The following is a 20,545-nucleotide window of genomic DNA, read 5'->3' on the forward strand; positions in this document are numbered from 1 at the left end:
ATTATCGACACGTCTCGCAAGGGTGCGCTGGAGGCCATCGCCGAGGTGCCGGAAGGCGTTTACAAGAACGTGCTGCGTATGGACGGATATGAGAATGAGCTGGAGCTGCACGCCACGCTGACCGTCACCAAGGACGGGATGCATGTGGATTTTACCGGCACATCGGGCTGTTCGAAGAAAGGTATCAACGTCCCGTTGAACTATGCAACGGCCTACACGGTGTTTGCGCTGCGCTGCATCGTCGGCCCGGACATTCCGAACAATGCAGGCTCGCTGGAGCCGTTCACGGTGGATGGCCCCAAGGGCTGTATCCTGAATGCGCAACGCCCTGTACCGGTCGCAATGCGCCACACGCTGGGGCAAGTGACCCCGGATCTGGTCTTGGGATGCCTGCATCAGGCACTGCCGGATCAGGTTCCGGCCGAGGGTGCGTCGTGCATGTTCGATCTTCCCATGCGCCATGCGCCGGAAGTTGCGGCCAATGGCGGGCGGGAATTTGCGATCGAACCTGTCCACAACGGTGGCACCGGCGCGCGACCCCACGCAGACGGGCTATCTGCCACGGCCTACCCTTCTGGTGTGTTCGGATCGCAAGTCGAGATCACTGAAAGCGTGGCCCCGGTCATCATGTGGCGGCGTGAGTTGTTACCGGATTCGGGCGGCCCCGGCCAGTATCGCGGTGGGTTGGGACAGCGGATCGAGATGACCTCATCCAATAACGCGCCTTTCATCGTTTTCCTCTCGGTCGAGCGCCTCAAGTTCCCAGCGTTGGGCCGAATGGGTGGGCAGCCCGGTGCCCCGGGTCGCATCCGGTTCCGCGATGGCAACGGCGACATTCCCGGCAAAGGAGAACTTCGGGTGGAGGGCGATGATTACCTGATCTTCGACACTCCGGGCGGTGGAGGCTTTGGTGATCCGTCAGAACGGGATCCAAAGGCCCTGGCACTGGACCTCAAACGTGGTCTAGTGACCGAAGCGGGCGCGAAAGCCTATGGAGGCACGTCATGATCCGCGCAGTCGAACATGTCCGCCAGATGGCCGCTTACGCTCTGGCGGATTTGGGTGGGCCCGAGGCAGTGTCCCTGGCCCAAAACGAAAGCGCCTTTCCGGCCAGTCCCGCGGCAGTTGCGGCAGGGCAGGCGGCGTTGGATCAAATGCCACTTTACCCCGACCCCGATTGGCCAGAGCTTCGCGCTGCAATTGCTGAAACCCATGGTGTCGCGGCCGGGAATATCCTGTGCGGTGCGGGCTCGATGGAGTTGATCGGATGCCTGATCCGGGCATTCGCCGGGCCGGGCGATAGGGTGCTGGGCACGGATTATGGCTATTCTTACGTGGCTTCTGCAACGGCGCAAGTTCAGGCTGACTACGTGAAAGCGCCTGAGGTGGATTTGACCGTTTCGGTCGATGACATATTGGCCGCTATCACGCCTCAAACGCGGATTGCTTTTGTCTGTAACCCGGGCAACCCCACCGGGACTCTGATCCCGAATGCCGAAATTATCCGCCTGCGCAACGCTTTACCGGCGGACCTGTTGTTGGTGGTGGATCAGGCCTATGCCGAGTTCGCCGATCAGGATCAAAACCCGGCCGAAGTTTTCGCACTGGTAGATCGCGGCGACACTGTGGTCATGCGAACCTTTTCCAAGGCCTACGGATTGGCGGGCGCGCGCGTGGGTTGGGGCCTGTTCCCTCACGCTATTGCTGGTGAGGTGCGGAAGCTGTTGAACCCGAACAACGTTTCGATCCCCTCGCAGGCCATGGCGACCGCAGCGATGCAGGATCAGGCCCATATGCGGGACACGGTGGACAAGACTGCTGCCATTCGGGATCGGTTCGCCACCGGGTGTCACGCTCTGGGGCTGACGGTCGCGCCGAGCCATACGAATTTCGTGTTGATCCGTTTTTCGGACGTGGAGATGGCGCAAAAGGCAGATGCCGCTCTGCGTGCCCAAGGGTTACTGATGCGCGGGATGGGGGGCTATGGATTGGGCGATTGTCTGCGCGCCACCATCTGTGAAGAACCAGTCATGGACCGGTGCCTGACCGTTCTGAAAGAGGTGACGTCATGACCCACGAAACCCGAACACGGGCCAAGATCGGTGTGCTGGTGCCGTTCACCAACACCAATCTTGAGGCAGATATGATGCTGATGCGCTGTCCGGATACGACGGTGCATTTCCAGCGCATGGGCGGGTACGATGTGGATGAGATCCCGGGCTCGGACCAGATGGCTGGACTCGGCGCCTCGGACATCAGCCATGATCTGAAGATGATTGCAGGTGTGCGGCCCGATGTAGTGCTCTATGGCTGCACGTCTGCCACCCTGACACACGGCCCGTCATTTGATGAGCAATTGACGCAGGACATTAAGGCAGGGTCGGGCGCACTATCCTTTACAGCAGCCGGATCATTGATCCATGCCATCAAGGCTTTGGGCGTAACCAAAGTGGGGTTCTCGTCACCCTATCTGGGCGAGATCAATACGCAGGCGGTTGATTTTCTGGCACAGAACCAGATCACAACAGTCAAATGCGCTGATATTGGTCGTGAGCTTGGGAATTACGGTCAGGGCGAACTGACCCCGGATGAGGTATTCGATCTGGCCTGTCAGGCTGATCATCCCGAAGCCGAAGCCATCGTGCTCAGCTGCACCGACATGCGCGCGGTCGAGGCCGTCGACCGGATCGAAGCCGCGCTGGGCAAACCCGTGGTGACGTCCAATCAGGCCATGATGTTTGCGCTGATGCAGGCTTTGGGCTTGCCCCGACAAGGAAACGTGCCAGGACGGTTGTTCGATCTGTTGTAAACAAAGGCCGGGCTGATAACCGGGCCTTTTCATTAGGGTTCGTCGGAACCGATGTCTTCTTTGCGCTTGGCTATATAAGCGTCCATCTCTTCGCGGATCGCTGGCTCCATTACCGGTTCTTCGTACTCGCGCAGCGCCTGCTGCCAGATTTCCGTCGCCCGGTTCAGCGCGGTCTTGGACCCGGCCGCTTCCCATGCGCCATGATTTTGCCAGTCGGACAGCATGGGTGCATAAAACGCAGTTTCATAGCGTTCCATCGTGTGCTCGGTGCCAAAAAAATGGCCACCGGTGGGCACGTCTTTGATCGCGTCCAGCGCCAGTTCGCTTTCGTCAAATTTCAGAGGTTTCAGGTACTCCATCATGTTTTGCAGGATTTCCACATCCATGACGAGCTTCTCATAAGACGCAGTAAGCCCACCTTCGAGCCAACCGGCTGCATGATAGACCAGATTGGCCCCACCCAGAACCGCACCCCAAGTGGCCATCATCGTCTCATAGGCTGCCTGCAAATCGACCACGTTCGAGGCGTTGGCGTTCGACGTACGATAGGGAATGCCATACCGGCGGGTCAGCTGGCCGCTTATCATGTTGGCCTTGGTGTTTTCTGGCGTTCCAAAGGCAGGCGCGCCCGAGCGCATGTCCACATTCGACGTGAACGCCCCGTACATCACCGGCGTGCCGGGATTGACCAATTGGGTCAGCGTCACTCCGAACAATGCCTCGGCATTCTGTTGGGCCAAAGCGGCGGGAAGGGTGACAGGGGTCATCGCGCCCATCAGCGTGAAGGGCGTTATCGTGACCGGCTGGCCATGTTCGGCCATGGCGATCAACCCGTCGCCCATCGCGTCATCGAACAGGCGCGGCGAGTTCACGGAAATGATGGTGATCAGCCCCGGATCCGCGCGCATCTGATCCAACGATATACCCCGCGCGATGGCCATCATGTTGATGCCATCCATCGCGCGGCCTCGCCCAATTGCTGTGGCGTGAAAACTGAGGTCGCTATAGGTCAGATTAGCGTTATAGGTGTCCAGATGCCGGTTATTGGCGGGCATTTCCTGCGGGGCGGTCACCTGATTGCCGATCAGATGGATGGCGTTAAATTGATGCGCCAGCTTGATGAAGTTGCAATAGTCTTCAAAATTGCCCGAACGTCGCCCGTTGATGCAATCATGCACATTCGGCGGACCGGCCACGAGACCGAAAGTGACGTGGTCGCCACCCAGCGTGATCCGTTTGTCCGGGTTGCGGCCTGTGAGCGTAAAGGTCTTCGGGACGGTTTTCAGAGCCTCATTGACGATACTTTCATCGATACGGATCGTCTTGGTGTCGCGATCCACCAGCGCTCCGGCCTGTTCAAACAGGTCCATCACGTTGTCGCCCATGACGCGAATACCTGCCTCGGACAGGATACGCATCGACGTCGTGTGCAGCTGATCCAGTTGATCTTCGCTCAGCAACTCCATCTTGGGGGACGTGTTGATCACATCCTGCCAGGGCAACTGCCGGATGACTGCGCTACCGCGATCGCTTTTGCCGCGCCGCCCGCCGCCCCGGGTGTTTCGTCTTTCTCGGACCATGTCAGTATCCTCGTTCGGCGTTGACGATTTTGGTGAGCGCTTCACCCTTGCGATAGCGCCAGAGATTGTCAGAAAACATCTCGACCGATTTGAGGTCCCAAACCTTATAAACCGATGAGCAATGCGGGGTTGTGATCACGTTGTCGAACCCCCATAGCAAATGGTCCGAGGGCAGCGGTTCGATGGTAAATACATCAAGCGCCGCGCCTTTCAGAGCACCAGCTTCCAGCGCGTGGACCAGAGAGGCTTCATCTATCACGCCGCCGCGTGAGACATCGACGATCACGGCGCCGGGCTTCATGTTGGCAAACGCTCGGGCGTTGGTCACGGGATAAGTCGAAGACAACCCGTACTTCAGGAACGTAAATGGCATTCCAGCAAGCCCTAACTACGCTTTTGGCGCGTCGTAGAGCAGCGCAGCAAGGTCCGAGAACCTGGACCCTGGTTGGCACAGCCCCCAAACGGCATCGCGGATCGCAGCGGCGCGGGTGTCTCCCAGCGAGGGGGCCGCGAACTCCATGAATTTTTCGTCCACTTCCGCGTCATCCATCGGGGCCTCTGGCCCACCCCGGGCGTGAACGTCGCCAGAGTCCAGAATCCGGCCGTCTTTCAGTGTTATGGAAACATCGGCAATGCGGCTTTTCGGGAAGCGGGCCGAATGGCGTTCGGTTTCAAAAACGGAAACGCGGTCTACAAGCGACGCAACCAGAGGGTTTGACAATCCGGCCCCGGTTATATGTTCGACCCCGATCCGCCCATACGCGGCCATGGTGGCGACTGCAAAAGGTAAAGAGTATTGCGCCTTTGACGTGTCGTCCGGCATTCCCTGAAACAAGCAAGCACTTTCACGGAATGTGTTGACGCGGATTGATGCAATGTCCTTGTACCTAATGTCATGATCCCGCATCAAAGCGCGCGTGGCGTCGATGGCAGCGTGCGCCCAGCGGCAGATCGGATAAGGCTTCACGTATTGATGCTCCATCTGCCAGAACTGGCCCAGATCCTGCCAATAGGGCGCGACCTCGTCGGCTTCGATGGTAATCGCGGGTGCGCCAGTAAATCCTTTTTCGGCCAGTAGGGTCGACGAGAGCCCCACCAACGCGCCCCAGCCCGAACCGTCATGTAACATGGTGGGATTGGCGATTTCGCGCATCATCTGGCTGCGGGGTCCGTGATACTCGGCGATCCCCATGGCCTGCCGCATCTGGTCTTGGTTCAGACCGCGCAATCGCGCCGCGACAGCCACCACACCCAACGCGTTCCAAGCGCCTGAGGTATGGTAATCGCTGACAGTGTTGTGCAGCGAAATACCTGCGCGTCCGGCGACTTCATAGCCGATCGTGACAGCGGTCAATGCCTCGGGGCCGGAAAAATCCTCTATCGTTTCCGCCACTGCCGCCAGCGCGGGAACGACCGCCACCCCGATATGGCCTTTGGTCGGGTTGTAGCCGTCATGCCCGTCCAGATTGTCGGTTTGTGTTGCAGCAGCAAAAGCCGCCCCAGCGGCGCTGACCCGGCGGCCATCAAACATCATACGTGCGCTGAACGTATCGTCACCCGCGCCATACAAGGCCAGCGCGCTTTCGCGTGCGATCACACCTGCTGTCATCGGTCCTGAGCCGATTGTGATGCCCAGCGTGTCCAGCGTCATTCGGGCCGCGGCCCTTAGTGTCGACTCCGGGATATCTCGGGCTGTCGTTTCAAGGGTAAAGCTTGCTATTTTGTGAAATCTGTCTGCCACGGGCTGCCTGCTTGCGTTTGAAGTCTGGATACCGGTCTCAACTCGCATGGTAGGCTTAATTGTTTCCGGCGGCACGAAAACAATCTTTGGGCAATGGTACCGGTATTTTTGTAGGTCCGTTGGCCGCCATGTCGCTTGCGTAACAGTGTTTATGTCGCAAAAGAACAAGAGGCCGGGCCGGTCACGCCATACTCGACATATATACCGCCCCGGATCACTGCACATGATGAACCTGCCGCACCTGTCTTTTCTGCGCTCTTTCGAGGCCGCCGCCCGCCACCTGAGCTTTACAAGTGCTGCGGAAGAGTTGAACTGCACGCAATCCGCCGTCAGCAATCACGTCCGGTCGCTTGAGGAATTTCTCAAACGACCGCTCTTTGTGCGCCACCCGCGGTCTCTGTCACTTACCGATGTGGGCAAAGCGTATCTGCCTTCGGTGCGCCACGCATTGCAGGAAATTGACGTCGCCACTCAGTCACTTGTACTTCGGCCGCATACCAGAACTGTGGTTGTCTCCTGTCCCGTAAGCCTTGCCGCAAACTGGCTGCCCGACGTCATTCGGGGATTTTCCGAAAATCACCCGGATATTTCTGTTACGGTCCACGGGACCATCTGGACGGATGTGGACCCCAACGTTTCGGACATTTCGATCACGATCAACCACAGGGATGACGCATCTGAAAGTCTGACGCGTTTGTGGGAGGAAAAGCTGACGATGGTCTGTGCGCCGGGCTATACCGTCGGTGATCAACCTTTGACCGACCCGCAGCAATTACACGATGCGCAACTGATCCATATTCTGGGCCGCTCGGCGTATTGGGAAAAAGTGGCTGCAAATTTTGGGTTAGAAGATCTGGACCAGAAAGAAGGTCCAAGAAGCAACAGTACGAACCTGGCGCTGGAATTGGCGGCAAAATCCTTGGGATGTGTGGCTTTGCCGAAATCGCTGGCGCGGCCTTATGTTGAACGGGGGCTTCTGATCGAGCCATTTGCCCTGAACCTCGACAGCCCATGGGCGTATTATGCCAATCTCCGAGAGGCAAACGCCACGCCAGCGGTTCGACTGTTCCAAAACTGGTTATTGAAAGTCGCCGCTGGAACGGAGGGTCAGATTGGTTAATCTGCCCTTTCCGTGCTGCGCGTTCGATAGGCTGACCGCGCGTATGCCAGCCAATCGGTGTTTGTGTTTGGTGCAGAAAATTCGACTGCTTTGCATCCGTTTTTTTTGCATGTCCTGCAGGTGGAACCGTCTTAGGGTCGGCGACATACCGTGCGCCATCAACACAATGCATCGCCTGTCATGAGCCAGATATCAGAAAACCTGCTAGAGCAAATCCGCTATCAGTTCGCACGGATTGACCATTGCCCCGAACGGGGTGAGCGCATTTTTTTCGAAAATGCGGGCGGCGCGCTGGCCTTGAATTCGGTTCTGGACAGCTCTTTTCGCTATGCGGCGATCCCAGACAATCAGGGGCGTGACAACCCGGGGTCACACGGGCTTGTTGATACCATCAATACAGGCAAAGCCGATATGCATGATTTCATGAATGCACCTGGCATCCAGCATGCAGCGCATGGTCGGATCGATCTGACCGCCTGTGACGTCGACGGGTACGTGATCTCAAACTACAGGGTGGTTTCGCGGCATGGAAATGGTGTGGCCTCTGTCGATGCGGTGAAACGGCTGAACGATCAGGGTATTCGCACCGATCTACGCAAAGCGGATCACTATTCAGGGGATATTCTTGCCCCGCTGGGCAACGACTCCTGCGTGCGGGTCTCGATGTGTCACTACAACTCAACTGGCGAGGTCGCTCAATTCCTTGCCGCTATGAACGAAATCGCCGCCAGAGCCGCGTCATATCTAGGGAAACAGATTCATGAAAACCCACGCACAAGCTGTCGTCATCGGTGGCGGTCTCGCCGGTACGTCGATTTTGTATCACCTTGCCAAACTCGGCTGGACGGACTCGATCCTGCTGGAGCGCGATGAACTGACCAGTGGCTCGACCTGGCACGCGGCAGCCAATATTCACGGGTTGCACGACAACAACAACATCACGCGAATCCAGCACTATACGATGAACCTGTATAAAGAGCTTGAGAAGGAAACTGGCCAAAGCTGCGGCGTGTTCCAGCCGGGCTCGCTGTACTTGGCCCAAACCGAAGAACGCGAGCAGCAGTTGCGCCTGCAAGAGGCCAAAGCGCGGTTCTACGGCCTGAACTTTCACGAGGTCAGCCGGGAAGAAGCGAAAGAGCTTCACCCGCTGGCGCAGTTCGATGACATTCGGTGCATCATGTACGAACCCGATGGCGGCAATGTGGACCCCTCGGGCGTGCCCCATGCCTATGCTGCCGGGGCGCGTGCCATGGGCGCAACAATCGAGCGTTTCTGCCCAGTAACTGGGACCGAGCAGCAACCGGATGGCAGCTGGATTGTGCGTACGCCGAAAGGCGACATCCACACACAATGGGTGGTCAATGCATCTGGTCTTTGGGGTCGCGAAGTGGCGGCTCTGGCAGGGCTGACGCTGCCGCTGCAACCGACCGAGCATCAGTATTTCGTGACTGAAACCATCGATGAAGTTGCCAATCTGGGCCGTCGCTTACCTTCGATCGCCGACCGGGATGGCGAGTATTATTTCCGGCAGGAAGGCAACGGGCTTCTGATCGGTGCCTATGAGAAGGATATGAAGTTCTGGGCCGAAGAGGGCACACCGCTGGACTTTGCCCACGATCTGTTCCCTGACGATCTGGATCGGATCATGGAAAACGTGATCCGTGCGACCGAACGCGTACCGGTTGCGGCGACAGCCGGCGTCAAGCGGGTGATCAACGGGCCTATGATCTGGTCGCCCGATGCCAATATGCTGTGGGGGCCTGTGCCAGAGTTGAAGAACTACTTCCTGTGTGGCGGTCTGATCCCCGGTTTCTCGCAATCGGGCGGGTTGGGCCTGCTGGCAGCGCAATGGATGATCGAGGGCGAGCCGCAATATGACATGTTCGCCTGGGATCTGGCACGGTTTGGCGACTGGGCCGACAAAAAATTCACCAAAGCGCGGGTGGAAGACGCCTATACACACCGTTTCAAGATCCACTTCCCCAATGAAGAACGCAGCGCGGGTCGTCCGGCTCGCGTGCGCCCGGCCTTTGAGATGCAAAAACAGATGGGCTGTGTCTTTGGTCTGAACTGCGGTTGGGAACACCCGCTGTGGTTCGCGGATGAACCCGGCACCGAAGAGACAACCGGCTTCACCCGCCAGAACTGGTTCGACCCGGTTGGGCGCGAGGTGCAGATGCTGCGCGACAGTGTGGGTGTCATCGACATCTCGAACTTTGCAAATTACGTGATCAAAGGACCGGGTGCCTATGACTGGCTGGACCGTCTGGTGGCCAACCGTGTGCCAACCCAAGTGGGGCGCAGTTGCCTGACGCCTCTGATCTCGGTTCGTGGTGGCGTGGCAGGGGACTTTACCATTACCAAGCTGGCCGAAGACGAATACATGATGATCGGATCGGGTATGGCCGAGCGCTATCATCAGCGCTTTTTCCAAATGGTCGAGATGCCCGAAGGCACCACGCTGGAGGTCGCGACAGACCGCATTGCCGGGTTCAACGTCGCAGGTCCGAAATCGCGCGAGGCATTGGCACGTCTGACCAATGCCGACCTGTCCAACGAAGCGTTCCGTTTCATGCGATCCCAGAAAATCACGGTGGCAGGCGTGGACTGCGTGGCTATCCGCGTCAGCTTTACAGGTGATCTGGGTTGGGAGCTGCACTGCGCCGAGGCCGATCAGGTCGCGCTTTACACTGCGCTGCTTGAGGCAGCCAAAGATTGCGGTGGCGGCCCGGTTGGCGGGCGTGCGCTGGGGTCGTTGCGCATCGAAAAGGGCTATGGGTCCTGGGGTCGCGAATACAGCCAGGAATACTGGCCGCAAGAGGTTGGGCTGACCGGACTGATCAAGCTCGACAAGGATTTCCTTCACAAGGACGCCTACCTGTCCGTCAAGGACAACGCACCGCGTGAAGTTCTGACGGTTTTCGAACTGGACGTGACCGAGGACGCAGATGCCACGGGCAGTGAGCCGATCTTTACACCCGACGGCACGCCTGTTGGCCGGGTCACATCTGGTGCCTATGGCTATTCGGTCGGGAAATCACTGGCCATTGGCTTCCGCAACCCCGAAGTGGCGCAACCCGGAGATGAGGTGGTGATCCAGGTGATTGGCAAGCCGCATAAAGGGCGTGTTCTGGCTGAAGCGCCCTTTGATCCCAAGGGCAGCAGACTGCGAACCTAAATCTTACATGAACGTCGTAAGCTGGCCCCGGTCAAAACCGGTTTCTGCATGAAGTGACTCAACAAAGCGCGCTGCGTTCAGCGGCGTGTTTTTACATTCAATATCCGATGTGTTTTTGGTCAGCCTCTCAGCTCTGGGACATCAACCATTCTATCACGTCCCGGACTTCACGCCTGTCCCGGCTTCCGTCCTGTGCTTCGACAAAATAGCCATGCGTAGGTTTGATATCTTCGTCGAACAGGCGCAAAACGCGTCCCTCCCTGAGGTCCTGATCAATCAGTGGCAGCCAGCCCACCACTGCGCCTTGTCCTTCAGCAGCCCCGCGTAACAAAATATTGGCATCTTCAAAAACGACGCCCATCAGGGGGGACGCGGGCTGCACGTTCATTGCGGCAAACCAGTCCAGCCAACCCCAATGATTGCGTTGGTGCAGGATGGGTTTGTTCAACAGATCCTCAGGCGCATCGATGGGTCCATATTGGTCAATGTACTGCGCGCTTGCTATGGCAACGGGCCGAAGTTCCAGCAGTTTGAGTGAACCGCGCGGCATGTCGGCCAGACGATGCCAGCTCAGAACAATATCTGCGTGGGGCTGGTCCGCCACGCGCGGACGATATGACGGCACGACCTCAAGCTCGACCTCTGGGAAACTCTGCCAAAGGTCGCTGATGCGTGGCATCAGCCACCTGGCCGTTAAGATGGGACCAGCGGCCAGACGCACAACCTTGCGTGATGTCCTGCGCAATGCTCCGACCGTGTCTTCCAACATCCCAAACGCCCGTCCAGTCGTTTCGGCCAGCCGTGTTCCATCTTCTGTCAGCCTGACCTCGCGCCCCACGCGTTCAAACAACAGGGTGCCCAGTTGATCTTCCAGTCCACGAATGTGGTGGCTGATGGCTGTCGGTGTCACCGCCAGATGCTCGGCGGCGGCGCGAAAACTACCGGTTTTGGCGGCTGCATCGAAGGCGCGCAGTGCGGAAAGGGATGGAAGCATGACCGTCCTAATGATGAGTAAAACTTACTAGTTGCTGAGGAAAGACCATTTGTAAACCGTAGTTTGGACTGCAATCATAGAAGGTAGATAATCTGGACTCATGTCAAAATGCCCACTACAGCGCGCAGGCGTGGCCGCAAACAGCGCCTGACCCAAACAACGGAACCCGTGTCAAACCCGCCTGTATGGCCGGGTATCAGTGGCGGGCGTTTTAAGCCGCTCGCCCCCGACGAGGTCGCGCTGGTTGAGGAAACGGCGCTGACCCTTCTGGAAACGCTTGGCCTGAGTCAGGCTATACCTTCAATGATCGAAAAGGTGGTCGCGGCGGGCGGGTCTTTGTCGGACAACAATCGTTTGCTGTTCCCCCGCGCTTTGGTGCGTCAGGCGATCAGCGCCGCAAACCGCGATTTTAGCCTTTGTGGCCAAGTTCCTGAACATGATCTGGATATCAGTCAGACCCGTGTGCACATGTCCAGTGGCGGCGCGGCCCCCGGTGTTTTTGATCTGGACACGGGCGTCTATCGGGACTCGACGCTGGCTGACCTGTATGACGCAGCACGCATTGTCGATCTGATGGACAATATCCATCATTTTAGCCGTTCAGTGGTTGCTCGGGACATTGAAGACAACGCGGTGATGGACCTCAACACTGCATATGCTTGCCTTGCAGGGACGTCCAAGCATGTGTCGATCTCGATCACCGAGCCCGACAATGTCCCCGCTATCGCCCAATTGTGTTATGCGATTGCCGGCAGCGAGGAAGCCTTTCGCGCTCGTCCTTTCGTGACTGTGATGGTGTGCCACGTCGTGCCACCCATGCGCTTTGCCGAAGAAGGATGTGAGGTTCTCGAAGCCGTAATTCGGGCCGGGTTCCCGGTTCAGTTGATCAGCGCAGGACAGGCCGGGGCAACCAGCCCGGCAACCATCGCCGGGTCATTGGTTCAGGCTGTGGCGGAAACGCTGGCGGGGCTGGTGTATGCCCGTCTTATCGACCCGGAGGTAAAGGCGATCTTTGCGCCGAAACCGTTGGTTGCTGATTTGCGCACCGGCTCTATGTGCGGCGGCGGCGGAGAGCAGGCAATCCTCATGGCTGGCGCTGCTCAGATGGGCCGGCATTTCAATCTGCCAACCTCCTCAATTGCGGGTATCACCGACGCCAAGTGTTTGGACGCGCAATACGGGGCCGAGAAATCGCTGGCCGTGACCATGGCCGCGCACGCGGGTTCGAACATTGTCACCCAAGCGGCCGGGATGCAGGCCAGCTTGTTGGGTGTTAGCCATGCGGCTTATGTCAGTGACAATGACATGCTTGGGAATATCCTGCGCACATTGCGCGGGATCGAGGCCACGCCCGAAAACGTCGCAGCTGACGTGATCGCCGACGTTTGCCGGGGTGAGGGGCACTATTTGGGCGAACAGCATACATTCAACAGGATGAAATCGGATTATTTCTATCCCGAAGTCGGTGACCGCAGGACGCCGCGGGAATGGCAGGAAGACGGCAGTCAGCCCGTTGGTGACATCGCTAAGGAAAAAGCGCGCGAGATTTTGTCCAACCACTTCCCACAACACATTCCCGATGACGTCGACCGCATGCTGCGCGAACGTTTCGATATCCGCCTGACACGACAGCAAACCGGCAGATCCTCATGAAAAGTCAAAGCCTTAGCGCCCGCGCCCGTGCGGTTATGCCCGGTGGCGTCAGTCACGAGTTGCGTTACAAAACCCCATATCCGATCTATTTCGACCGCGCCAAAGGGGCCGAGAAATGGGATGTGGATGGCAAGCGCTACATTGATTTCAAGCTGGGGGCGGCCAGTCAAATTCTGGGTCATGCCCACCCCGAGATTGCTGAAGCATTAGCTCATCAGATGGAGAGGATGCCCTACACCGCAGACTGCCATCCGCTTGAGGTTGAATGGGCCGAATGGCTGACCCGCCTGTTTCCCTCTGCCGAACGGGTGCGGTTCACTGGGTCGGGTACGGAATCGACAATGCTGGCCCTGCGGCTGGGTCGGGCGTACACGGGCCGTGACAAAGTGCTTCGTATCGACGGCCATTTCCATGGCTGGCATGACATGTTGATGAAAGGTGCCAAACCCGGCACCAACACAGCGCCGAGTTTGGGTATACCGCAAGCCGTGACTGACCTGACGGTGGTATCCCCGCCGAATCTGGACGCTGTCGCCGACTTGCTAGACAGAGATCCACAAATTGGAACGGTTTTTGTCGAAGCCTCCGGCGCAAATTACGGCTCGGTTCCTCTGCCCGACGGGTTTTTGCAAGGTGTGCGGGCTCTGACTGATCAAACCGGCCATGTGCTTGTTTTTGATGAAGTGATCACGGGGCTGCGCTGGTCGCCCGGTGGGCGGCAGGCGCGTGACGGGGTGACGCCGGATCTGACAACTCTGGCCAAGATCGTCACTGGTGGTCTGCCGGGCGGGGCCGTTGTCGGTCGGGCTCACGTTATGGATCTGCTCAGCCCCGGTGAGACCCGCGATGGGCTGTCGCCTCCGGTCGGGCACAAAGGCACTTTCAACGCGGCCCCTTTAGTGGCTGCGGGGGCGGTCAAGGCGATGGAAATCCTCTCGACCGGGGACGTTCAGGCCCATGCCGATGCAATGGCCGCGCGTCTTCGGGATGGCTTCAACACAGCCTTCCGGGAACTGGACGTGCAGGCTCTGGCCTATGGCGACAGCTCGACCTGCCACCTCTACTTTGGCGGAAGATCCATTGAAGGTCTGGATGCCGCAGCGATCCGAAAAACCCCGCCTGCCGTCGTCAAAGGCTTGCGTGACGGCTTGTTGGAAAGAGGCGTGGATTTCATGTCCTTCACCTCCTGCGTGACTGGCCTGCCGCATACACCCGACCTGATTGACGAGGCGGTCGCACTTTTCCGCGACACTGTTTCGGATCTGGTTCGAGACGGAGTGCTGTCATGACATTGCCCACCCATGCCCGTACCGTCATCATTGGTGGCGGCGTCATCGGCTGTTCGATTGCTTATCATTTGGCACGCGAAGGCCGGAAAGATATCGTCGTTCTGGAACGTTCGAAACTGACCAGCGGCACTACATGGCATGCGGCTGGTCTGGTGCGGCGTTTGCGCCCGTCGGCCACACTGACCAAGCTGATCAACTATTCCATCGACCTTTATGGCGAACTGGAACGTGAAACCGGGCAAGCCACGGGGTGGACTCAAACCGGCTCACTGACGCTAGCCACCAACCAGGATCGGCTGACGAATATCAAACGTCAGGTCTCGCTTGGCCGCGCCTTTGGGCTTGAGGCCGAGGTTGTGGATGCCGCCCGTGCCAAAGAGCTTTGGCCGCTGCTTGACGTCGATGACGTGATCGGCGCGGTCTGGTCGCCGTCGGACGGACGGGTCAACCCCTCCGACGTGGCATTGGCGCTGTCCAAAGGCGCGCGGGCGCGTGGGGTTCAGATCTTTGAAGACACGCGCGTGACCGGACTGCAAAAGAAAGGTGGGCGGATATCGGGTGTTGAGGTCGGTGACCATGTGATCGAGGCCGACGAGGTTGTGATTGCCTGCGGGCTGTGGTCGCGTGACGTGGCGGCAATGGCTGGGGCGCATATGCCGCTTTATGCCTGCGAACATTTCTACATCCTGACCAAACCGCTGCCCGAAGTGCAGGCCCTTGGCAAAGGTGCGCACCTGCCAACGCTAAATGATCAGGATGCGTTTCTCTATGCCCGTGACGACGTCGAAGGGCTGTTGGTGGGCTGCTTCGAACCCCATGCCAAAGGCCTGCCGCTGGACCGCCTGCCCGCCGATTTCTCGTTCGATCTGCTGGACGAGGATTGGGACCATTTCATGCCGATGATGGAAAACGCCCTTCACCGCATTCCGGCACTGGAAAAGGCCGAGGTTCGGATGTTGCTGAACGGCCCGGAAAGCTTCACGCTCGACAGCCAATTCATGCTGGGCGAAAGCCCTGAAGTGCCGGGGCTGTTCCTGATGGGAGGGATGAATTCGACCGGAATTGCTCTGGCAGGTGGGGCAGGTAAGGCCATGGCCGAATGGATCATCGCCGGAGAGCCGACGATGGAGTTGAACGAGGCTGACATTCGGCGCTTCAGCCCCGAGATGAACGTTCTGGGCGCACTGGAAGCCCGTATTCCTGAAGTTCTTGGACGCCACTATGACAATCCGTTTCCCGGTCGCTCGATGGAGACCGCAAGGGGTCAGCGACGCTCGCCAATCCATGCCGGCCTCGTCGCCGCCGGGGCGCGGTTCGAAGCGCGCGGTGGCTGGGAACGTGCCGTGCATTTCGGGGGCGAGGCGGCCCATCTGCCGCTGACCTTTGGCGCGCCTGCATGGCGCGAACAGGTCGGGCAAGAGGTCGAAGCCTGCCGATCGGGCGCGGCCATTCTGGATCAAAGCGCTTTTGGTAAAATCATGGTGCAGGGGTCCGATGCCTGCGCCTTTCTGAACCGGCTTTGCGCTACGCAGATGGATGTGCCTGCGGGGCGCATTGCGTACACCCAGATCCTGAATGCAAAGGGCGGCGTGGAAAGCGATCTGACCGTTCAGCGGCATGGGCCCGAAACCTATCTGCTGATCGTCGGGGCCAATGAAACGGTTCGTGTGATGCAGCGGATGCGGGACACACGAGGCGATTACCGTGCGGAGTTCACGGATGTTACCAGCGGATATGCCATTCTGGGCCTTGCTGGTACGCGGGCACGAGAGGTGCTTCAGGCCACGACCAATGCAATTGTCCCAGATCTCAAGCGATTTTGTTTTGCACCGGTCGAGATTGGTCTGGCGCGTGGTTGGACGGGTCGGCTGAGCTTTACCGGGGAAGAAGGCTTTGAGCTTTACATCCCAGCCGACATGGCCATGGCCGCCTATGAGGCGCTGGTCGCCGCAGGTGCAACCCATGCAGGTCTTTACGCAAGTGGATCTTTGCGCATCGAAAGCGGTTTTCGGGCATTCGGTCACGAACTCACACCGGGCACCACGCCGCTTGAAGCCGGGCTAGGTGCGTTTTGCGCCATGGGCACGGGTTTTGTGGGTGAAGATGCCTTACGCGATCACAGTCCCGAACGGCAAATCGTGTCGATCCTGTTCGACGATCCCAACGCAATCCCACTGCATGATGAGCCGGTCTATATCGATGGCATTGTTGTCGGCCAAATCACCTCAGCGGCATGGAGCTATCGCTTTGGCCGTTCGGTGGCTCTGGCAATGGTCACGTCGAAATTTTTCGACGAAAAGTCATTCACGGCAGAAGGGATATGGCCGGTTGAGGTGGAAATAGCCTGCGTCCGGTACACAGCCAAAGCCTCTCTCAAACCCGCAAAGGCAGGTTTCGCATGAGCGACACGATCCAGTCCACCCAAGTGGCGATCATTGGCGGCGGCATCATGGGCGTGGCCGCGCAGTTTCAACTGGCCGAGAACGGCTGGGCCGACACGATCCTTTTTGAAAAGGCGGAATTGACCAGCGGTTCCACTTGGCACGCGGCAGGACAGATCGCTCATGCGGTGGGCAGTCGCCTGATGGGGTGGATCAACAAAACCTCCATCGAAACCTATCAACGGGTCGAGGTCGAAACCGGACAGAGCATAGGCTGGCACGAAGTCGGCGGCATCCGGATTGCCACCACCGACGATGAAGTCGATTGGATGAAGTCGATCATGGGCGTGGGCAAGCTGTTGGACCTGCCAATGGATCTGATCGGCCCGGAGGAGGTGGCGAAGGTTAATCCCTTCTACAAAGTCGATGATGTTAAAGCTGCGGTGCGCACGTACAAGGATGGTCATATCGATCCCTCGGGCGTGACCATGGCGCTGGCCGCTGCAACGCGGTCGCGCGGTGCCCGCATCGAACGGCACAACCGGGTGCTAGGAGCGTCCCGCAAAAGCGATATGTGGCTCTTGCGCACCGAAAAAGGCGATGTGTTGGCCGAACATGTGGTGATCGCCGCCGGGTCCTACGCCAATCAGGTGGGAGAGTGGTTCGGGCTGAAAATCCCCTCGGTGTCCTGCCTTCACCACTACCTTGTGACGGACACCGTGCCTCAGTTCGCTGACCGCCCGGAACTGCCAGTGATGCGGGATAACGCTTTTGGCGGGTACATCCGGCAGGAACAGAAATCCGGCTTGATCGGTATTTACGAAGGCCATGTCTGCCCGACGGTCTGGGAAATGCCCGAAGGCGCGCCTTGGGCGGCGGAGAATGAGCTGTTCCAGGCCGATTACGACTCGATTGGCGATTTCCTGATGGTGGCTTTCGGCAAAATGCCAATTCTGGCTGATCTTGGTATCAAACGCGTCGTGCGTGGCGCAATCACGCACACCCCTGATGGTGGAATGCTGGTTGGACCATCGGGCGCGCCGAATGTCTGGTTGTCATGCGGCTCGTCCATCGGGCTGGCCTGGGGCGGTGGCGCGGGCAAAGTGCTGGCCGATTGGATGGTGCACGGTGAGACCGAAATCAACAGCCGCGGTTTCGATCCGCGCCGCTACGGAGATTTCGCCTCGGACAACTTCATTGTCGAGCGTACCAAGGACGAGTTCATGCGCCGCCATGATACGCCTTGTCCGGGTAAGCAGTTCCACAGCCTTCGGCCGCTGAAAAAGCACCCGCTGTATGACCGCCTTGCCGCCAAGGGTGCAGTTTTCGGAGAAGTCGCCGGTTGGGAGCGCCCGCGCTATTTTGGTGAAGTGGGTGAGGTCGAAAAGATCGGCTGGGGGCATCAGCCGTGGCATGCAAACGCGACGGCCGAGGCAAAAGCGACGCGCAATGCCGCCGGTGTCATCGATCTCTGCGCTTTTGCCCAGTTCGAGATCTCGGGCAAGGATGCGGGCGCTTTGCTGGACCGGCTGTCGGCCAACCGAATACCTTCGAAAGACGGGCGGATGAGCCTAAACCATTTGCTGACGGCGCAGGGCAGGTTCGAGACGGAAATCACGATCTGGCGGATGGCCGAAGATCGGTTCTTCACAGGTTCCCCCATCGCGCGGGCCATGCCGGATTTCGATTGGATCAAATCCCATATCCGCCCCGGCGAGGATGTGACGATGATCAACCGCTCGGTCGATTTGGGGATGCTGGCGCTGTCCGGTCCGGCATCACGCCGTATCCTGTCGGAACTGACTGAGGTTGATCTGTCCAATCGCGCTTTCCCCTGGTTGTCGGGGCAGGAAATCCGCGTCGCAGGAATTCCTTGCTATGCCCTGCGCGTTTCGTTTGTTGGTGAATTGGGCTGGGAATTGCACGCGCCGCTGGATCAGATTGGCGCAATCTACGACGCGCTTTTTGAAATTGGGTCCAAACATGGTCTGACCGATCTGGGTTCTTACGCGTTCAACGGGATGCGTATGGAAAAAGCCTATCGCGCCAGCGGCGAACTGACCACGGATGTCGGTCCGCTTGACGTCGGCCTCGACCGCTTTGTCGTGAGCGAAGGACGTGATTTTCTGGGCCGCGATGCGCTGCTCAGCCGAGATCCAGCGTGGCAGCTATTCTATGCGGAGCTGCATTCAGAAGATATCGACATTCATGGTGGCGAGCCGGTGTTGCTGAACGGTCAGCCTGTGGGTCTAACCACATCGGGTGGGTATGGCTATACGATAGGCAAGTCCCTGGGGTGGTTGTTCGTTCGCAAAGGTACCCCGCAAACGGGCCTCAGCGTCCGAATTCTTAATCATGACATCCCGGTTACGGTACATCAAGATGCGCTCTTCGATCCGCAGAATTTGCGACCCCGATCCGAGGAATAACTCTTGCTGCAACCGATAGATATCACTCAGAAATCGGCCATCGAACTTGCGGGAGACCTGCGTAAACGAACCCTGAGCAGTTCAGAGGTTTTGGCAGCCTACCGCGCCCGTATCGAAGGCGATACAGCCGGTGTAAACGCCTTTGTCACGCTGGATTGGGACGCTGCCAGCGTCCGTGCTGATGAGCTGGACAGGATGGCGACACGCGGGCAGTTCGCGGGACCACTGCACGGGCTGCCAATTGCGGTCAAAGATTGCTTTGATACCGCCGGTCTGCGCACCACACACGGATCAAAAAGCTTTTCTGATCATGTCCCGTCCAGTGACGCGCTCCACGTTGCGCGTCTGAGGGCGGCAGGTGCCGTGATCGTTGGAAAGACAAACACGCCCGAGTTCACATTTTCTGGCCAGACCACGAACTTTGTATCGGGCACGACGCGCAATCCAGTGAACCCCGAAAAGACGGTTGCGGGCAGTTCTGGGGGCGCCGCAGCCGCGTTGGCGGCCAACATGGTTGCCCTTGCTGATGGCTCGGATCTTGGCGGCAGCGCCCGCACACCTGCTGCATGGTGCGGTGTTGTCGGTATGCGGCCAACATCGGGTTTGGTGCCCATGGATCCAAACCCGGCCCCGTTCGACGGTTTGTCCGTGCCATGCCCGATGGCGCGTACGGTTTCGGACCTCGCTTTGATGCTGAGTGTGATGCAAGGACCGACGCCCAATCAGCCCTTGGGATTCACCGGCGTTTACCCCGACCCGGCCGAGATTGATACCCCGTTGACTGCCGGACGCGCGGCGTTGAGCCTTTCGCCCTTCGGGGCAAGTGTTGACCCATCGGTTCAGGCGGCCTTGGCGCCAATCGCTGATATTTGCCGCGTATTGGGCTGGCATGTCGATGAAGATACGGCCCCGGACCTTGCCCCGCTGCTTGCATATGGCGACATCATTCGGGGCCAATGTGCCCTGCAAATTCGCGCAGCGCTCAATCCCGACATGACGCTGGCCACGGAAAGCTACCGCACGGCCTGCGCACAGGGCGAAGGGCAAAGCCTTGCCGAACTGATCGCCTATCAGACGACACGCCGTCATGTCTGGGACTCTGTTGCTACATTCTTCGCCCACTACGATTTTGCCCTTTGGCCCACCGCCACTGGACTACCGTTCAGCGCTGACTTGCGAGACGGGGAAATCACCGAAGACTGGCGTACAGTGACTCTGACACCGGCAATGGAGCTTCCATCGATTTCCATCCCCATGGGGCAGTCCTCGGACGGTATGCCCGTGGGTCTTCACATCACCGGCCCGAAAGGGTCGGACGCGCGTTTGCTGCGCTTTGCCCGCCAGATTGAACGCCAAATTTCCGGAGACTGA

At 58.7% G+C, this 20,545-nt stretch carries 14 protein-coding genes and 1 pseudogene; 11 read left to right on the forward strand and 4 right to left on the reverse strand.

Annotation, left to right across the window (positions count from 1 at the left end):
- From AC2FNU_RS09530 to AC2FNU_RS09540, 3 genes are all read left to right on the forward strand, one after another.
- Positions 1–1,008 (forward strand): hydantoinase B/oxoprolinase family protein (locus AC2FNU_RS09530; RefSeq protein WP_496787616.1); only part of this gene is annotated, 1,008 nt, incomplete at its 5' end.
- Positions 1,005–2,072, forward strand: a complete 1,068-nt coding sequence (locus AC2FNU_RS09535; RefSeq protein WP_496787617.1) for a pyridoxal phosphate-dependent aminotransferase — start codon at positions 1,005–1,007, stop codon at positions 2,070–2,072. The genes AC2FNU_RS09530 and AC2FNU_RS09535, both read left to right, overlap by 4 nt.
- Positions 2,069–2,809 carry a maleate cis-trans isomerase family protein gene (locus tag AC2FNU_RS09540; protein WP_496787619.1) on the forward strand — a complete coding sequence of 247 codons (741 nt, stop codon included), beginning with the start codon at positions 2,069–2,071 and terminating at the stop codon, positions 2,807–2,809. Before AC2FNU_RS09535 ends, AC2FNU_RS09540 begins: the two co-directional genes overlap by 4 nt.
- 32 nt (positions 2,810–2,841) lie before the next feature.
- Here AC2FNU_RS09540 and AC2FNU_RS09545 read toward each other — a convergent pair whose 3' ends face one another.
- Genes AC2FNU_RS09545 through AC2FNU_RS09555 form a run of 3 tightly spaced genes read right to left on the reverse strand, consistent with a single transcriptional unit; the run spans position 2,842 to position 6,130 of the window.
- Positions 2,842–4,389, reverse strand: a complete 1,548-nt coding sequence (locus tag AC2FNU_RS09545; RefSeq protein ID WP_496787621.1) for a trimethylamine methyltransferase family protein — start codon at positions 4,387–4,389, stop codon at positions 2,842–2,844.
- A gap of 1 nt (position 4,390) precedes the next feature.
- Positions 4,391–4,762, reverse strand: coding sequence for an NAD(P)-dependent oxidoreductase (locus tag AC2FNU_RS09550; RefSeq protein WP_496787624.1), 372 nt, complete (start codon positions 4,760–4,762; stop codon positions 4,391–4,393).
- 15 nt (positions 4,763–4,777) lie between these two features.
- On the reverse strand, positions 4,778–6,130 hold the full coding sequence (locus AC2FNU_RS09555; RefSeq protein WP_496787627.1) for an MmgE/PrpD family protein: 1,353 nt from the start codon (positions 6,128–6,130) through the stop codon (positions 4,778–4,780).
- 223 nt (positions 6,131–6,353) lie between these two features.
- Between AC2FNU_RS09555 and AC2FNU_RS09560 the strand changes: the two genes are divergently transcribed.
- The 3 genes and pseudogenes from AC2FNU_RS09560 (at position 6,354) to AC2FNU_RS09570 (ending at position 10,428) form a co-directional block, all read left to right on the forward strand.
- Positions 6,354–7,250 carry a LysR substrate-binding domain-containing protein gene (locus AC2FNU_RS09560; RefSeq protein WP_496787630.1) on the forward strand — a complete coding sequence of 299 codons (897 nt, stop codon included), beginning with the start codon at positions 6,354–6,356 and terminating at the stop codon, positions 7,248–7,250.
- A 180-nt stretch (positions 7,251–7,430) separates the two neighbouring features.
- Positions 7,431–7,979, forward strand: a pseudogene (locus AC2FNU_RS09565) (hypothetical protein); the annotation flags it as partial.
- Between the two features lie 31 nt (positions 7,980–8,010).
- Positions 8,011–10,428, forward strand: a complete 2,418-nt coding sequence (locus AC2FNU_RS09570; protein ID WP_496787632.1) for a GcvT family protein — start codon at positions 8,011–8,013, stop codon at positions 10,426–10,428.
- A 127-nt stretch (positions 10,429–10,555) separates the two neighbouring features.
- On the opposite strand, the gene AC2FNU_RS09575 is transcribed toward AC2FNU_RS09570, so the two are convergent.
- The gene (locus AC2FNU_RS09575) at positions 10,556–11,422 is read right to left on the reverse strand and encodes a LysR family transcriptional regulator (RefSeq protein ID WP_496787634.1); all 867 of its coding nucleotides are present in this window, start codon (positions 11,420–11,422) and stop codon (positions 10,556–10,558) included.
- 108 nt (positions 11,423–11,530) lie between these two features.
- Between AC2FNU_RS09575 and AC2FNU_RS09580 the strand changes: the two genes are divergently transcribed.
- Genes AC2FNU_RS09580 through AC2FNU_RS09600 form a run of 5 tightly spaced genes read left to right on the forward strand, consistent with a single transcriptional unit; the run spans position 11,531 to position 20,545 of the window.
- The gene (locus AC2FNU_RS09580; protein ID WP_496787638.1) at positions 11,531–13,075 is read left to right on the forward strand and encodes a trimethylamine methyltransferase family protein; all 1,545 of its coding nucleotides are present in this window, start codon (positions 11,531–11,533) and stop codon (positions 13,073–13,075) included.
- Positions 13,072–14,364, forward strand: coding sequence for an aspartate aminotransferase family protein (locus AC2FNU_RS09585; RefSeq protein ID WP_496787639.1), 1,293 nt, complete (start codon positions 13,072–13,074; stop codon positions 14,362–14,364). The genes AC2FNU_RS09580 and AC2FNU_RS09585 overlap by 4 nt, the downstream gene beginning before the upstream one ends.
- The gene (locus AC2FNU_RS09590; RefSeq protein ID WP_496787641.1) at positions 14,361–16,766 is read left to right on the forward strand and encodes a GcvT family protein; all 2,406 of its coding nucleotides are present in this window, start codon (positions 14,361–14,363) and stop codon (positions 16,764–16,766) included. Before AC2FNU_RS09585 ends, AC2FNU_RS09590 begins: the two co-directional genes overlap by 4 nt.
- Positions 16,763–19,174 (forward strand): FAD-dependent oxidoreductase, encoded by a 2,412-nt coding sequence (locus tag AC2FNU_RS09595; RefSeq protein WP_496787642.1) that lies wholly within the window; start codon positions 16,763–16,765, stop codon positions 19,172–19,174. Before AC2FNU_RS09590 ends, AC2FNU_RS09595 begins: the two co-directional genes overlap by 4 nt.
- Before the next feature lie 3 nt (positions 19,175–19,177).
- On the forward strand, positions 19,178–20,545 hold the full coding sequence (locus AC2FNU_RS09600; RefSeq protein ID WP_496787644.1) for an amidase: 1,368 nt from the start codon (positions 19,178–19,180) through the stop codon (positions 20,543–20,545).

The organism is Ruegeria sp. BHSB064 (assembly GCF_059613205.1).

Excerpts from the sequence above, each read along its gene's own strand:
- AC2FNU_RS09560 (WP_496787630.1), top strand. The coding sequence starts at position 6,354 with ATGATGAACCTGCCGCACCTGTCTTTTCTGCGCTCTTTCGAGGCCGCC.
- AC2FNU_RS09580 (WP_496787638.1), top strand. The coding sequence starts at position 11,531 with ATGCCCACTACAGCGCGCAGGCGTGGCCGCAAACAGCGCCTGACCCAA.
- AC2FNU_RS09545 (WP_496787621.1), bottom strand. The coding sequence starts at position 4,389 with ATGGTCCGAGAAAGACGAAACACCCGGGGCGGCGGGCGGCGCGGCAAA.
- AC2FNU_RS09570 (WP_496787632.1), top strand. The coding sequence starts at position 8,011 with ATGAAAACCCACGCACAAGCTGTCGTCATCGGTGGCGGTCTCGCCGGT.
- AC2FNU_RS09595 (WP_496787642.1), top strand. The coding sequence starts at position 16,763 with ATGAGCGACACGATCCAGTCCACCCAAGTGGCGATCATTGGCGGCGGC.
- AC2FNU_RS09535 (WP_496787617.1), top strand. The coding sequence starts at position 1,005 with ATGATCCGCGCAGTCGAACATGTCCGCCAGATGGCCGCTTACGCTCTG.
- AC2FNU_RS09540 (WP_496787619.1), top strand. The coding sequence starts at position 2,069 with ATGACCCACGAAACCCGAACACGGGCCAAGATCGGTGTGCTGGTGCCG.
- AC2FNU_RS09550 (WP_496787624.1), bottom strand. The coding sequence starts at position 4,762 with ATGCCATTTACGTTCCTGAAGTACGGGTTGTCTTCGACTTATCCCGTG.
- AC2FNU_RS09590 (WP_496787641.1), top strand. The coding sequence starts at position 14,361 with ATGACATTGCCCACCCATGCCCGTACCGTCATCATTGGTGGCGGCGTC.
- AC2FNU_RS09585 (WP_496787639.1), top strand. The coding sequence starts at position 13,072 with ATGAAAAGTCAAAGCCTTAGCGCCCGCGCCCGTGCGGTTATGCCCGGT.
- AC2FNU_RS09575 (WP_496787634.1), bottom strand. The coding sequence starts at position 11,422 with ATGCTTCCATCCCTTTCCGCACTGCGCGCCTTCGATGCAGCCGCCAAA.